The 13779-nt window shown below is 55.5% G+C and carries 14 protein-coding genes; 9 read left to right on the forward strand and 5 right to left on the reverse strand.

What is annotated here, in order from left to right; genetic code table 11:
• Nucleotides 1-2 precede the first annotated feature (2 nt).
• Nucleotides 3-380, forward strand: a complete 378-nt coding sequence (locus REH34_RS10070; RefSeq protein WP_311971550.1) for a hypothetical protein — start codon at nt 3-5, stop codon at nt 378-380.
• A gap of 5 nt (nt 381-385) precedes the next feature.
• Here REH34_RS10070 and REH34_RS10075 read toward each other — a convergent pair whose 3' ends face one another.
• Complete coding sequence (locus REH34_RS10075) at nt 386-970, reverse strand: hypothetical protein (RefSeq protein WP_311971551.1); 585 nt, start codon at nt 968-970, stop codon at nt 386-388.
• Nucleotides 971-1235: 265 nt separating this feature from the next.
• Between REH34_RS10075 and REH34_RS10080 the strand changes: the two genes are divergently transcribed.
• The 7 genes from REH34_RS10080 to REH34_RS10110 all read left to right on the forward strand — a co-directional run bounded on the left by REH34_RS10080 (nt 1236) and on the right by REH34_RS10110 (nt 9659).
• The gene (locus REH34_RS10080) at nt 1236-3845 is read left to right on the forward strand and encodes a DotA/TraY family protein (RefSeq protein ID WP_311971552.1); all 2610 of its coding nucleotides are present in this window, start codon (nt 1236-1238) and stop codon (nt 3843-3845) included.
• 13 nt (nt 3846-3858) lie between these two features.
• A complete protein-coding gene (locus tag REH34_RS10085; RefSeq protein WP_311971553.1) occupies nt 3859-4338 on the forward strand; it encodes a hypothetical protein in 480 nt (159 codons plus the stop codon).
• A gap of 56 nt (nt 4339-4394) precedes the next feature.
• Nucleotides 4395-4523 (forward strand): hypothetical protein, encoded by a 129-nt coding sequence (locus tag REH34_RS10090; RefSeq protein ID WP_311971554.1) that lies wholly within the window; start codon nt 4395-4397, stop codon nt 4521-4523.
• A gap of 1 nt (nt 4524) precedes the next feature.
• On the forward strand, nt 4525-5133 hold the full coding sequence (locus REH34_RS10095) for a hypothetical protein (RefSeq protein ID WP_311971555.1): 609 nt from the start codon (nt 4525-4527) through the stop codon (nt 5131-5133).
• A gap of 599 nt (nt 5134-5732) precedes the next feature.
• On the forward strand, nt 5733-6710 hold the full coding sequence (locus REH34_RS10100; protein WP_095178734.1) for an IS5-like element IS52 family transposase: 978 nt from the start codon (nt 5733-5735) through the stop codon (nt 6708-6710).
• A gap of 402 nt (nt 6711-7112) precedes the next feature.
• Nucleotides 7113-7793 (forward strand): hypothetical protein, encoded by a 681-nt coding sequence (locus tag REH34_RS10105; RefSeq protein ID WP_311971556.1) that lies wholly within the window; start codon nt 7113-7115, stop codon nt 7791-7793.
• 351 nt (nt 7794-8144) lie between these two features.
• Complete coding sequence (locus REH34_RS10110) at nt 8145-9659, forward strand: diguanylate cyclase (protein ID WP_311971557.1); 1515 nt, start codon at nt 8145-8147, stop codon at nt 9657-9659.
• 87 nt (nt 9660-9746) lie between these two features.
• Here REH34_RS10110 and REH34_RS10115 read toward each other — a convergent pair whose 3' ends face one another.
• Nucleotides 9747-10202, reverse strand: a complete 456-nt coding sequence (locus tag REH34_RS10115) for a PA2169 family four-helix-bundle protein (protein WP_311971558.1) — start codon at nt 10200-10202, stop codon at nt 9747-9749.
• A 211-nt stretch (nt 10203-10413) separates the two neighbouring features.
• Here REH34_RS10115 and REH34_RS10120 point away from each other — a divergent pair, with 211 nt between their 5' ends.
• Nucleotides 10414-10653, forward strand: a complete 240-nt coding sequence (locus tag REH34_RS10120) for a DUF3820 family protein (RefSeq protein ID WP_226503079.1) — start codon at nt 10414-10416, stop codon at nt 10651-10653.
• Nucleotides 10654-10745: 92 nt separating this feature from the next.
• On the opposite strand, the gene REH34_RS10125 is transcribed toward REH34_RS10120, so the two are convergent.
• Genes REH34_RS10125 through zwf form a run of 3 tightly spaced genes read right to left on the reverse strand, consistent with a single transcriptional unit; the run spans nt 10746 to nt 13598 of the window.
• The gene (locus tag REH34_RS10125) at nt 10746-11435 is read right to left on the reverse strand and encodes a bifunctional 4-hydroxy-2-oxoglutarate aldolase/2-dehydro-3-deoxy-phosphogluconate aldolase (RefSeq protein ID WP_409373271.1); all 690 of its coding nucleotides are present in this window, start codon (nt 11433-11435) and stop codon (nt 10746-10748) included.
• Nucleotides 11432-12142 carry a 6-phosphogluconolactonase gene (pgl, locus tag REH34_RS10130; RefSeq protein ID WP_311971559.1) on the reverse strand — a complete coding sequence of 237 codons (711 nt, stop codon included), beginning with the start codon at nt 12140-12142 and terminating at the stop codon, nt 11432-11434. The genes REH34_RS10125 and pgl overlap by 4 nt, the downstream gene beginning before the upstream one ends.
• Nucleotides 12129-13598 (reverse strand): glucose-6-phosphate dehydrogenase, encoded by a 1470-nt coding sequence (zwf, locus tag REH34_RS10135; RefSeq protein ID WP_226503076.1) that lies wholly within the window; start codon nt 13596-13598, stop codon nt 12129-12131. Before zwf ends, pgl begins: the two co-directional genes overlap by 14 nt.
• Between the last annotated feature and the right edge of the window lie 181 nt (nt 13599-13779).

Genomic DNA, 13779 nt, shown 5'->3' on the forward strand with positions numbered 1-13779 from the left:
TCATGCTCGAAAGAATGAAGTTCGTGTGGCGGTTCAACCCGGAAACGCAAGAGTTCGACGATGTTTTGCCGCTCATGGTGCGTAACGACCCCGGGGCGTATTACGTCATTCGAGACGGTTTTGGTGATTTGTGGGTGCATGATCCTTGGGGGCGTGAGTGCCATGCGAATTTTGAATATGTAGAGGTATACGGTATGACATTCGATAGAGAGCAGTTCGACCCGGAAGGGGTCGAGGGGCAGCGCACAACTGAAGAACCACCCACGAGGTCGCTGTATTATTCGCTCACCCCGGAGGAGCTGGACGACCTGCGTACAGAAATGCGGCGCGACGGCCAGTTGATGAAAGAACGGCTTGCTGTCTGGGGCAAAAAATTTTGAGCCGTCTAATCGGTATCTGATTTTGTGGCGGCATAGCGAGCCTGTAAAGCCTTATAGCGTTCCACTATCCCGCGATAAGCACATTCAAGCGGAGAGCCGAGCTGTTCAAGGTTCGGCATTATTGGCAATCCTATTTCTGGGGACGCCAATTTTATCGAAGGTAGCCGACCGCGAGCTGGTGAGGGACGGTCTACTCCGGCGTTCAACAGGGCGCGATTGAATGCATCCAAAGCTGCCCAGATAGCAGCTATCCGGGATTCACCGACGGTACACGCCTGTTCCGTCAAGGCAGTGGCCGCATAACTCAACGTAAGTGGTAAAGTATTCAGTGACGCTTCCAGCTGCTTACGTCTAAACGCGGCATCGTGGGCTGTCTTCCACGCCTTCCACTCCTCTACTTCAGCCTTTGTTAGTAACTGGACTGCATGTTGCGGCAGCTCGGTATCCCATCGGCTGATCGTACAGACATAGGTTTGCTTTTGATTGCCGCCCTTGGTCGTCTCATCGAGCATGCGAACGCAAGTCACAGAGTTGCCAACGTACTGAATACCTAAAGTTTTGTTGTCTTGATACTTGAGCTTGAATCTCACTTTTCACCTTATCTGCTGGCAATTTTTTGAGTGACTGGAGTCTACGTTACGGACCATTCTAAATAAACATCATTGTTGCGATGTATACATACACCCCAATCAAGATGAAAATATATTTTGATAATAAAAACAATGGTTTAAATCAAAACTTTCTCAATAGATGGACTATAGTCCACAACCTAGTTTTTACATACCTTTTAAAGGATGCCGAACGCCTATAGACTTTCTCGTGAATTCCCCCCGAGAGACTATCGAGATGGCAGGAATGCCCTTTTCACCGTGTGACACAACGGACGGCGCAAGCAGTTGCTCAGATGCAAGTGTGGGAGTACTTAGAGCAGTCTTTGGGCCGGTCATTGACGCTTTGTCACAAGGCAACGACCCTGAAACTGTTACTGCCACCTCTAACGTGCTGGCCTCAATGTTCGTACAGTACAACTCTGGTCTGCTGATACTGGCGTCCTTATTCGTTTCGTATATCGCCATTATCGGCGTCGCTAACACGGCTAATGAGGGCGAAGCGATGGGCAAGGCATGGAGTTCGCTTTGGACTCCGCTGCGCATCGTGTTCGGTGGTGGAGCCTTACTGCCCGCTTCAAGCGGCTATTCGATTATCCAGATCATCGTACTGACAATTGGACTTTGGGGCATTGGTTTTGCCAACGGCGTATTCAAAGCCGGTGTTGAAAACGGGATTGTTAACGGATCGCTCAGTAGCGTTAGTAGCCAGCTTGGATTTGGTAGTGGCGCGAAGCCCAACCCCAACTATCCGTTGTACGACATTCGCCAGTTTGGCCAAGCCTATTTGGCGTCGAGCTGGTGCGCCAGATCCCTCAATGCAATTTACGGCTCGCTTGACCAGCATACCGCTGTACAAGCGCTTTCAACGCCTGACTCCAAGGTAGATGACGGCATTGGACGACAGACTGCGACGTATCTCATCAAAGATCGCAATACGGCCACCAACCTTGGCGGTGGAACGCCAATTTGTGGATCGATCAAGGTCTATAGCTTTAGTGTTCCTGCGGAGCTGATAACGACCTCTACCTCTACGGGTTCAATTTTTGATCCTGCTACGATTACTAGCAATAAGGCCGCGATGCAGGCGGTACGGCTTGCCACGCTTAACGCCAAAATCATTGCCATGAACAAGGTGATGGCTGATATCGATGCATGGGTGAGAACTTGGCCCACGGATATAAACAAGAACGGATGGGATACCGTTAAGAGTGATCGCTTTAACCTCATTATCAATCAAGCCCAAAATACGCTCACTCAAAATCTAACGTCCCAAATGGCGAACGATACGACACTACAAAAGATAATGGCTAAGTACGTCGATGATGTAACAGAAGACGGTTGGGCAATGGCGGGGGGATTTTATCAGCGTCTCTCCGGCATTAGGCAGGAGATGGGGGCTATGTTTGCAGAGCCTGTTGCAGTTGCAACGCAGCCAAACCTCAATATGCTGCCTAAAGACGCGGCGGCACGGTTGGCATTAAACAGTTACCAAACGGTCTATCAAGCAATTATTAGCAAATCGCTTGATGGCTCAAGCTACAAACAACCCGTAACGCCTAATGCAGCAGATATTAAAGCTGCTTTAGCTCCGGCATCGCTGGATGATTTGAATGTCGACACCTTGGGTAGCCGTGGCGACAGCATTATGAGTAACTTCATCGGCTGGGGCATGGAACGCGTTACAGCCACGCTGATTGGCACGGATGGTGATGTTGACGCAATTTCTCGCATCAAGACTACTGGTGATGTACTGGCACTTATGCAGGCATCCGCTATTACAACCAATCGTGTCGTGCATACTGCGTTATCAGGTGCCAAGGCCGTAGCAGCTGGGGTTGGATCAGTATCTTTTTTCGGAACTAGTGTTGACGCTACCCCGCTAGCTGACACGTTGCTTGAATGGGTAATCTACAATTTCTTAAAACCACTGGTAGAAGTCGCTAGCTGGGTAGGAGTATTAGCATTTTACTTTGGTGTTTTTCTGCCGTCACTGCCCTATACCATTTTCATTATTGCCGTGGTCGGCTGGGTGCTTGGTGTTCTGCAATCAGTTGTGGCTGCGCCACTATGGGCATTGACGCACATGACGCCAGAACGTTCGTTTGTTGGATCGCAGACCCAAGGTTATTTAATGTTGTTGTCCCTGTTTGCTCGACCTGTGCTGATTGTTTTTGGTTTGTTTGCAGCGATGGCAATAGCAAATCCAATTCTACTGTACATCAGTAAAGCATTTTGGGCGATGCACGCAGCCAACGTGACCACTGCGGAGTCTTTAGGCTGGTTTGTTGAGTTCTTCCAGTGGCGCAACTGGTTAATCATGTATGGTCTGCTATTGCTGCCTGTCATCTACATGATCTTTGGACTATCGCAGACTTTGCCGGATGTGGTCTTGAAATGGATCGGCATCGGCATCGACTCTATGGGGTCGACGCAAGCTACTAGCGAGATGCGAAGCAACACAGAAAAATTTGGGCCAAGCAGCTTGGGCAGCGGTAGTGTCGGAACAAAGCCAATCCCCGGAGGAGGAACATCTGGCCTTCGAGATGACAGCGGCAATAACGATGGTGGTGACCGGGGTGGCCGAAAAGACGGTGGGGCTCCACTTAACATAGGCCCACAAGGCGTTGCTCCTAATATGGCTGATGAATCATTAGGTGGTGCGTCCTCTTCTGAATCCTCGACCCGGCCCGGTGGCCGAGTCGGTGAAAGTCTGATGCTGGGCCCACGAGGTGGTGTTTTGCCTGAGACTTCAGCTAATCCTGCGGAGTCAGATGGAAAAGATTCTTCGTCCGAAGTCAAAAAAACCAATAGTCAGGACCGTAACGCAAACGACGACAAGCCCATAATTTCATAAAGGAATAGAAATCATGTCATATGACTTTAATGCAGAAACCACAGGGGTCATTATCGGCCGCAGGCAGGGTTACCAAAAAGGACGCAATGAAGGTTACGACGCAGGCTTTGAAGATGCAAATAGCCAATGGATCGAGGTTAATAATAAATGGAAAGCGGGCTATGCCCAGCTTAAAAAAGAAAACGAACAGCAGGCAAAGACTATAAAAGAGGCAAACTTTGCAATGTCTAGTCTTGCGATTATTGCAATGAGCACAATGCATGGGTTAGGCAATGCACATGATAAAGAAATAGACAAAGTTGTTCTGCGCTATTGCGAGCTTTCGAGAAGTTGGTTGGATGGTGGTTACATACGCACTTCTCCGGCTCAGGAACCTGTACTTATACAACTTTCACCTCACATTTGTGAGGTTATGCAAGGGTGGTGTAATCGAATGATCGATGCACATAAGCGAGAAAAACTGCATATCCATCACTCTGACCCCTCTCAGTGATTTTTCAGCCCAGGAAGACCAAATAATTTCTATAACTGAATTCGGAGTAAGAAACCATGAAAAAAGGACCCCAGACGGAAGAAACACCAGCTCAGGACATCATGAACGCGCTTCTCGCTGTAGCTGAAAAAATATTGGCTAATATATCTGTGAAACGTCGCCGTTGTGCGCGTAAGGTGCTTTGAAATGAGGTTTTTTAAAACTGCTCAGAAAGCTGTAAAGTTCGCTTTCGTGTCTATGCCGCTTTCTGTCTTCGGATGGCGCAATATTTCATCTAATCACCGGCATTTGAAAGACTTGGTGAGCACGATAAGAAACCCGCACTGCCCTATGTGCGACAAGGGCGTGATGTTCGTCCACCGCGACGCAGAAGCGGACGAAAAATCGCTTTACCCATGGACGTGCTCCGCGGACTGCGGCTTTGGCGTCCTCACAAAGCGAGACCAGAAATCAATTACGGAAGTGTTGCTGCCGCTGATCAAAAAAAAGGGCCGTGCTCAACTTGACGGTATGAGCGAAGAAGAGCAAACCAGTCTTATCAAGTCACACACGCGACAATCTCGAACGTTCTGGGCATTTGCGGTGCTTTGCCCGCTTATCGCTTTGTACAGCCTGGCAACAAGTGGAATGGCCCTCACTTGCATCAGTATTTTTTCGATGACACTGCCCTTCTCGATTCTCGCTGTCAAATGGAGCTATCGCGCATGGCAGGTACGTACCGGCACGCTGTACGTGGAAGGCGCATTCAAACAGTTCGTGAAGCGCGGACTTTGGATTCCGGGGATCGACATATGATTAAGCAAAAAAACATCGCGGGCAGCTTGGTTATCGGAGATTCGAAATACTGGGCTGCGCTTGAGTATGCAGCGGATCAGTTTTTGGCCCGTGAGGCTGCCGTAATGAGGAACAGAGCCGGGAACGACGTTTCCCCCCGCTCTGCTAGGGCCATAGGGGCTTTGCCCCTCTGGACTCCCCAGGTCTGCCTTGCGACGCGGCGGGAAGCTGACGGGAAGAACGTCCATCAGCTTCCCTTGCAGAGGTTAAGGTCACTACTAACACGTCAAGGGTGAAGGCTACGCCCCGGCGCTCCGTTCATCGGGCAGGCCCGATGAGCCGGTGCGGCGGCCCCTGACATGATTAAGAACGATGTTGACAGCCTGTTGTGCTAAAAGTGAAAACCTACATCTCGCGTAACTTTTCGAATGTCGAAGAACAAATCATTACTACCTCAGACAATCTCGAAGAAATCACAGCAATAGCCAATCGAAATTCAACTAGACAAGGTCAGCGAACCCAACATTCCTAGGGAGCCGCTGCAAAAATAGCCAACAGCCCGTAGCCTTGGCACACTGAGCACCTTCAACCACCCCCCTCTCCGTGAGCCTGTTACGCGCGTGCAGAAGACCTTCTCCGAACTCGAATACACCGGCAAGAAAAAGCAGACTCGTCGCGACCGCTTCTTGGCTGACCTTGAACAGCTGGTGCCCTGGGCACAACTTGAGGCGCAAGTGGCTCCATTCTATAGCGACACCACAGGCAAGCGCGGGCGCCCGGCGATCGGGTTGTCGCGCATGCTGCGCATGTATGTCGTGCAGCAGTGTTTTGGTTTCTCCGATGAAGGTACCGAAGATGCCGTCTACGACAGCCAGGCCATTCGTGGTTTTATCGGCATCGACCTGGGCCGTGAGTCGGCACCGGATGCCACCACCCTACTGCGATTTCGTCGCTTGCTGGAAACCCATCAGCTGACACGAGTGCTGTTTGAAACGATTAACCAGCATCTGGCCAGCCGAGGTCTGCTGCTCAAGGAAGGCACTATCGTCGACGCTACCCTGATCGCCGCGCCGCCCTCGGTCAAGAATCGAGAAGGCAAGCGTGATCCCGAGATGCATCAGGCTAAAAAAGGTAATCAGTGGCACTTTGGGATGAAGGCCCACATTGGTGTCGACGCCACGTCGGGGCTGGTGCACAGCGTAATAGGTACGGCTGCTAACGTGGCGGATGTCACCCAGGTTGATCAGTTGCTGCACGGTGACGAAACCTATGTTTCGGGTGACGCTGGATACACCGGTGCGGCCAAGCGACCGGAGCATGCTGAACGGGACGTTATCTGGTCGATTGCAGCACGGCCAAGCAGTTACAAGCAGCACGGCGAAGGCAGCGTGCTCTATCGGGTCAAGCGCAAAATTGAATATGCCAAGGCGCAACTGCGTGCCAAGGTCGAGCACCCCTTCCAGGTAATCAAGGTGCGCTTCAATCATCGCAAGGTTCGCTACCGTGGGCTGGAAAAGAATACGGCGCAGTTGTTCAGTTTGTTTGGGTTGGCCAATCTGATGCTGGCCAAGCGGTATTTGCAACGGGCGGCGGGATAAATCCGTCTGAAAGACGGGACTGGCCCGTAGATCAGCAAAATGAGGGGAGAAACCTGCCCCGGAAACGTAAAACAAGGTTGGCAGGTTGAAAAAAACGACTTGGAAACGGGGGCGGTGCGAACGGGGTTAATTGTTCAGCGTCTCCCTAGACTCCCTCCACCGAGCAGCAGGACAGGCAGCAGGAACATTGAAACAGATAGAGAATTGTTGTTTTTCTGGGCACCCACCAAGACTACCTCTTGCGTCCGTAGATCGACTCGGTGTTAAGTCTCGTGGCTGCTATTGGCAAGATCTATTGGATAATTCCGAGTTGGTTGTAGGAATACTCCGTTAATTCACATTAAACGTTTCAGTAGTGGCCGCTTCATAGGCGCCCATACTCCGCGTCAGGCACCGAGTCATATGCGTAAGTCTTCAATCCTTGTTGTAGTGGTCGCGGGCCTGGGCCTGGCTCTGTATTTCGCCCTGCAGTCACCGCGCAGCGATAAAACCGTGGGCCAGGATGCCCTTCACGTGCGCGTCATCACCCTGACCCTGCAGGACGTCCCGCGCATGCTCGGCGGCCTGGGCACCGTTCACTCGCTGCATGGCGCCACCGGCACCACTCCTGTGGCCGCCGAGTTTGCCCTGCCTGAAAATACCCTGCCCGTCTTGCAGAACCTGATACAGGACACCGAAAATCCGCCGGTATTGGCCTACGCGAACAGCCAGTCGCCTTCGCTGCTGGCCGAGGGACGCCTGACGCTGATCGACAACGAAGCCCCCTCGGCCACTGTGCGGGTCAAAGCCGAGTTTGAAAATGCCCGGCAGACACTGCACGCCGGCGAAGCAATCAACTTGCAGGTGCAAACTGGCTGGTTGCGCCAGGTGCTGGCGGTCCCGGCCAATGTGGTGCGCCACGACGGCGGGCAGGATGCGGTCTACCGGCTGGAAGGCGACACCGTGGCTTCGGTACCCGTCAAGGTGACGTATCGCACGGTCATGCTGGAAGTCATCGAAGGCGTGCAGCAAGGTGACCAATTGGTGGTCGATGGGCCGACCGCGCTCAAGCCCGGGACTCGCGTGCAAGTGGTCGCGCAATAGTAAAATCCTGAAGACATCGACTCGATTCCGGCACCGATTTGCCCCGTTGGATATTTCCAGCGCTTCGATAATTGCTGCCACTTGATTTGATCTGGCAAATAAACATCGATTCGCCCTGGTGCGTCACCGAGATAAACCAAGGAAAACAAAAGAGAATATCGATAAAAGTTTTATTTCAGTATTGCCCTCCACCACGCGCCGTACTTCCAACTCCGTTTCGATCACTTGTGACTACTCGGTCACGCCCATAGAATACGGCCGCTCCCGACGTCACACGGCGATTGGGCCTCGCCGCCGCTCAGGAATCACGCTCCTGAACGCCGTCTCACTGACCGAGCCAGATTCACTGCCATGATCGAACGGACTCACCGCAGACGCGATCTACCCGAACGAGCGTTGATTCTTGGCTGCGTGCTGGCGATGGCGGCGATCATCGCCTTGGTGACCTTCATGCTCGTGCGCGAGCACAGCAGCGCCAAGCTGGCAGCCATTCGCGCCTCCAGCAACGTGGTGCAACTGATCGACACCGAAGTGCAGCGCAACATCGATCTCTACGATGCCTCGCTGCAGGGGCTCATCGAAACCTCGCAAAACCCTGACTTCGGCGCCATCCCCACCCGCCTGCAGCGCAGCATGCTGTTCGGCAAAGCGACCGGTGCGCCCTTGCGCGGCGACCTGCTGTGGATCGATGCGCAAGGCAACATCGTCGCCGACTCGCTGGCAGACCCGCCGCGCAAGGCCAATTTCGCCGGCTGGCCGGAGTTCCGTGCCCATCGGGAACACGTCGACAGCGGCCTCATCGTCAGCCGGCCCTTCCTGGACCAGATCGGCACCTTGGGCTGGTGCATCAGCCTCAGCCGGCGCATCACATCGCCTTCGGGGCAATTTCTCGGTGTGGCGTCCGGCGCCCTGCGCCTGGACTACTTCAACAATCTGTTCAAAAGCCTGAACATCGGTTCGGACAGCAGCGTCAGCCTGATGAGCGACGAGGGCTTCATGCTCGCCCGCGAGCCGCTCTCCATTGGCGACGCCGTGGCAGGCGCCGACTATAGCCATCGGGGCAACTTCCTGGCGATCATGGCAGGGGGGACTTCGGGCAGCTTCGTGGCGGTGTCTGGCAACGATAAAAAAGCGCGTCTCTATACCTTCGGGCGCGTCGGCAAACTGCCGATGATCGTCGTTGTCGCGGTGTCTACCGAGGTGGTGTATGGCGCCTGGCGCCGCACCGCAGTGCTGGTCTGCACCGCTACCGGCGGGCTGTGCCTGGGCATTCTGTGGCTGGGCGCCCTGCTGCGCCGGGAGCTGAAAAAACGCCAACGCGCCGAGCGCAAGCTCGCCACCCTGGCCGCCACCGACAGCCTGACGGGCCTGGCTAACCGCCGACAGCTGGACCTGACGCTTAATCGCGAATGGCTACGCGCCCTGCGCACCCACAAACCGCTGTCGGTACTGATGATCGACGTCGACCACTTCAAGGCCTTCAACGAACGTCATGGCCATCAAGGCGGCGATGACGCCTTGCGTGCAGTGGCCAACACCCTGCGTCACTGCACCCACCGGCCTGCGGACCTGGCGGCACGATATGGCGGCGAGGAGTTCGTGGTGGTACTGGCCGAAACCCCTTTGGAGGGCGCTCGCACCATTGCCGAAACCATCCGCCTGGCCGTCGAGCAGCAAAGCGTGCTGGGCAGCACGCGGCTATCGGTAACGGTCAGTATCGGCGTGGGCTCCACGACCCTTGAAGGCGTGGATTCATTGGCAGCGCTGCTGGCCGAAGCCGACGCAGCGCTGTACCGGGCCAAGCGCAACGGCCGCAATCAGGTGGCCTGCGCCCGGTCCCCAGGCTTCGAACTATCGCCCTCCTGAGCATCAAAGGCCGATAGCACACGCAAAAAAAAACGCCGGCAACAGCCAGCGTCAAAGGGGATGACACACGCATTAACTCATTGCAAATCAGCTGGCGCGGGCGATATTACGCAGCGCTTTGACCTGATCGTGATTACGTTGCACACCACCGAACTGACGTTCGACGATGGCATAGACATTCGCTGGCAGTGGTTGGGCCAGGGCTTCCTTGTAGGCGGCCTTGGCATGGTCTTCACCACGCTCGGCTTCGTTAAGCACGGCTTCTTCGCTCTTGCCGGTGACCAGCGATTTCAAGTCGACCCAACGGCGATGCAGATCAGCGCTTACGCTGGTGGAATCTTCAGGCTCGCCGCCCAGTGCAATGACTTCCTGCTGCAATTCGCCAGCCGAGACACCGCACTCCTGGGAGCGCTTGATGAACAGGGCTTTCAATTCAGGGTTCTTGATATCTTCAGCACAAGTCTTGAACCCTTCCTGACCGTCTTTGCAGGTTTCGATCAGATTGTTCAGTACTTTTACGACGTCTTTGGCTTGATCGTTCATATTCAGTAACTCCAACTGTTTAAGGGTTAACCTGAATAGAATAGAGCAGGGTTCGTGCCAGACTCTCTATAAATATAAAAACGTTTATAATCAACAGGTTGAGAACAGGTGAACTTTATCGAATCTGTCGTTATGCATGAAGCGTCTATTGGCCCTCATGCAAAATGCCTGTATTTTTAAAATCCCATACTCTTTATTGCTGCGCTTGATAATGAATCCTGAAAAACTTGAACTGCTGGTCACTCGACAGATGCCGTTCGGCAAATACAAGGGCCGAATCATTGCCGATCTGCCAGGGCCTTACCTTAACTGGTTCGCGCGTGAAGGCTTCCCCTCAGGCGAGCTGGGTGGACTGTTGGCGCTGATGCAGGAAATCGATCACAACGGCTTGGGGGAGCTGCTGGCCCCGTTGCGGGCCAAGCATGGCCTGCCACCAGCGCGGGAGTATTGAGAGCGGCGGCCGGGTTTTCGCAGGCAAAAAAAAAGGTGCGCCGACCGAGCGCACCACAAATAGCCGTCAAGCCATGCAACAAAACTTTGGAATCAGTCCAGCAGCGCGAGCGCCTCGGCACTGGCTTCCTGGACCCGAGCCCAGTCGCCGTTCTTGATCCAGGCGCTGTCGAGCATCCAGCTGCCGCCCACGCACATCACATTGGGCTGGCTCATGTAGCTCTTGATGTTGGCCGGGCCCACGCCGCCGGTCGGGCAGAAACGCACGCCTACGAATGGGCCACCCAGGGCCTTGAGTGCGGCGACACCGCCGCTGACTTCCGCCGGGAACAACTTGAAGCGTCGGTAGCCCAGGGCATAGCCGAGCATGATGTCGGAGGCGCTGGAGGTGCCCGCCAACAACGGCAGGTCGCTTTCGAGGCCCACTTGCAGGATGTCCTGGGTCACGCCTGGCGTGACCACGAACTGCGCGCCAGCGGCCTCGACCGCCGCATACATCTCGCGGCTCAGCACCGTACCGGCGCCGATCGACAATTCAGGGCGTTGCTCGCGCAGAATCTTGATGGCCTTGAGGCCCAGCTCGGAGCGCAACGTCACCTCGAGGGTGCGCAGACCACCGGCGGCCAGGGCATCGGCCATGGGCAGGATGTCCTGCTCACGGTTGATCGTGATCACCGGCAGGATGCGGGCTTGCGCGCAGATCGCGTCGATGCGGGCGATCTTGTCGGCCATGCGGCTTTGTTGTTGTGCGGGCGTCGTCATAGCGGCGGGTCCTTGGCTCATGGGCACCAGTAGATTTCCAACGGGGATTGCAAAAAGGCACGCACCGGCATGGTGGCTTCATCGCCAGTCGCGGCCGTGCGCAAAGTATCAAGTTTGCCCTGTCCGGAAATGGACAGCAGCGGGTGCCGGGCGCTGGCCAGCAGCGCGCGGCTCATGCTCAAGCGTTGATGGGGTACGGTCGGCGCCAGCATCGGCCAGCAGCGACGAGTACCCTGCGGGTCAAGCGCCTGGGTCAGGTTCGGGCTGTTCGGGAACAGCGAGGCGGTATGACCGTCGTCGCCCATGCCCAGCACCAGCACGTCGATGGCCGGCAGCTCGGCCAGCGCTTCGTCAGCGGCCAGCGCGGCCTTTTCCTGACTCTCGGCGGAGCGGTACAGGCCGATGAATTTCGCCTTGGCCACCGCGCCTACCAGCAGGTAACGACGCAGCAGCGCTTCGTTGCTGTCGACGTGCTCGACCGGCACCCAGCGTTCGTCAGCCAAGGTGATCACCACCTTGGACCAGTCCAGCGGCAGGCGTACCAGATGCTGGAACAACGCAATCGGGCTCTTGCCCCCGGAGACCACCAGCGTGGCCAGGCCGCGAGCCTCGATGGCTTCGCGCAGTTGCCCTACCACACGCTCGGCCAACGCCTCGGCCAGTAACGGCGCGCTGGGGAATTCCTGGGTGCTTACACCCTGGGGCAGTTGCAGTTCAGATATCGCCATACCAAGACCTCCCATCGCGGGTAATCAGTGCAATCGAGCTCATCGGCCCCCACGACCCGGCCGCGTACGGCTTGGGCGCATCGGCGGATTTCTTCCACCCGGCGATCAGCTGATCACACCATTTCCACGCGTATTCGATTTCATCTTTACGGACAAACAGGTTCTGGTTGCCCTTCATCACTTCCAGCAGCAGACGCTCATAGGCATCTGGAGTACGGCCGCCGCGATTAGTGTCGGAAAAATTCAGCTGCAACGGACCGCTACGCAATTGCATGCCCTTGTCCAGGCCCTGCTCCTTGGTCATTACCCGCAACGAAATGCTTTCATCCGGTTGCAGGCGAATGATCAGTTTGTTGCCGATCTGCAGGCGCTGCTCAGGAGCGAAGATGTAATGCGGCGGCTCCTTGAAATGGATAACGATCTGCGACAGCTTTTGCGGCATGCGCTTGCCGGTACGCAGATAGAACGGCACCCCGGCCCAGCGCCAGTTGCGGATATCGGCACGCAGGGCGACGAAGGTTTCGGTATCGCTCTGGGTGTTGGAGTTTTCTTCCTCCAGGTAACCCGGGACCGGCTTGCCCTCGGCGTAGCCAGCGATGTACTGACCGCGCACCACTTGAGTGTTCAGGCCGTCGGAGGTGATCGGCGCCAAGGCCTTGAGCACCTTGACCTTCTCGTCGCGGATACTGTCGGCGGAGAGGTCCGCCGGCGGGTCCATGGCGATCAGGCACAGCAGCTGCAACAGGTGGTTCTGGATCATGTCGCGCAGTTGGCCAGCCTTGTCGAAGTAGCCCCAGCGGCCCTCGATACCGACTTTTTCGGCCACGGTGATCTCCACGTGGGAGATGGAATTCTGGTTCCACTGGGTTTCGAACAGGCTGTTGGCAAAACGCAGGGCGATGAGGTTCTGTACCGTCTCCTTGCCCAGATAATGGTCGATCCGATAGACGCGGTTTTCCGGAAAATACTGCGCCACCGCATCGTTGACCCGGCGTGACGACTCCAGGTCGTGGCCGATGGGTTTTTCCAGCACGGCACGGGTACGCTCGGTCAGCCCGGCCTTGGCCAGGTTCTCGCAGATAGCACCATAGACCGCTGCCGGGGTCGCGAAATAGGCGATCAGTTGGTCGACATCGCCCACCACTTCGGCCAGCGCGTAGTAGTCGTTGACCTCGAGAAAGTCCACATGCACGTAGCTCAGACGCGCCAGGAAACGCTTGAGCGGTGCCTCTTCGATCTGCGCTTCGCCGACGAAGCTGCGCAAGCGCGACTCGATGTTCGCCAGGTGCTCGTCCACCGTACCGGCTTCACGCGACAGCGCCAGAATGCGCGTTTCGGCGTGCAACAGCTCGGCTCTGTCCAGCTGGTACAACGCCGGGAACAGTTTGCGCAGTGCCAGGTCGCCCAGGGCGCCGAACAGGGCAAATGTGCAAGGGTCTGCAGGGTTCGAGAGCATGATGTTTTTTCTTTTATCAAGTTGAAGTAGAAATACCGTTTTCAACGGCGATTTTCAAGGTAAATGTAGTAATAACCACAACATTTGGCCGCTTTGCCAGATTCAAGTGGTGATCCCAGTGGGCCATCAGTACGATAGACCACCCTGACGACAGCCTCATGGCAGATGCCCAACGGCTGTT

Origin of the sequence: Pseudomonas baltica, assembly GCF_031880315.1 — a bacterium.
In the GTDB taxonomy this organism is placed as follows: Bacteria; Pseudomonadota; Gammaproteobacteria; order Pseudomonadales; family Pseudomonadaceae; genus Aquipseudomonas.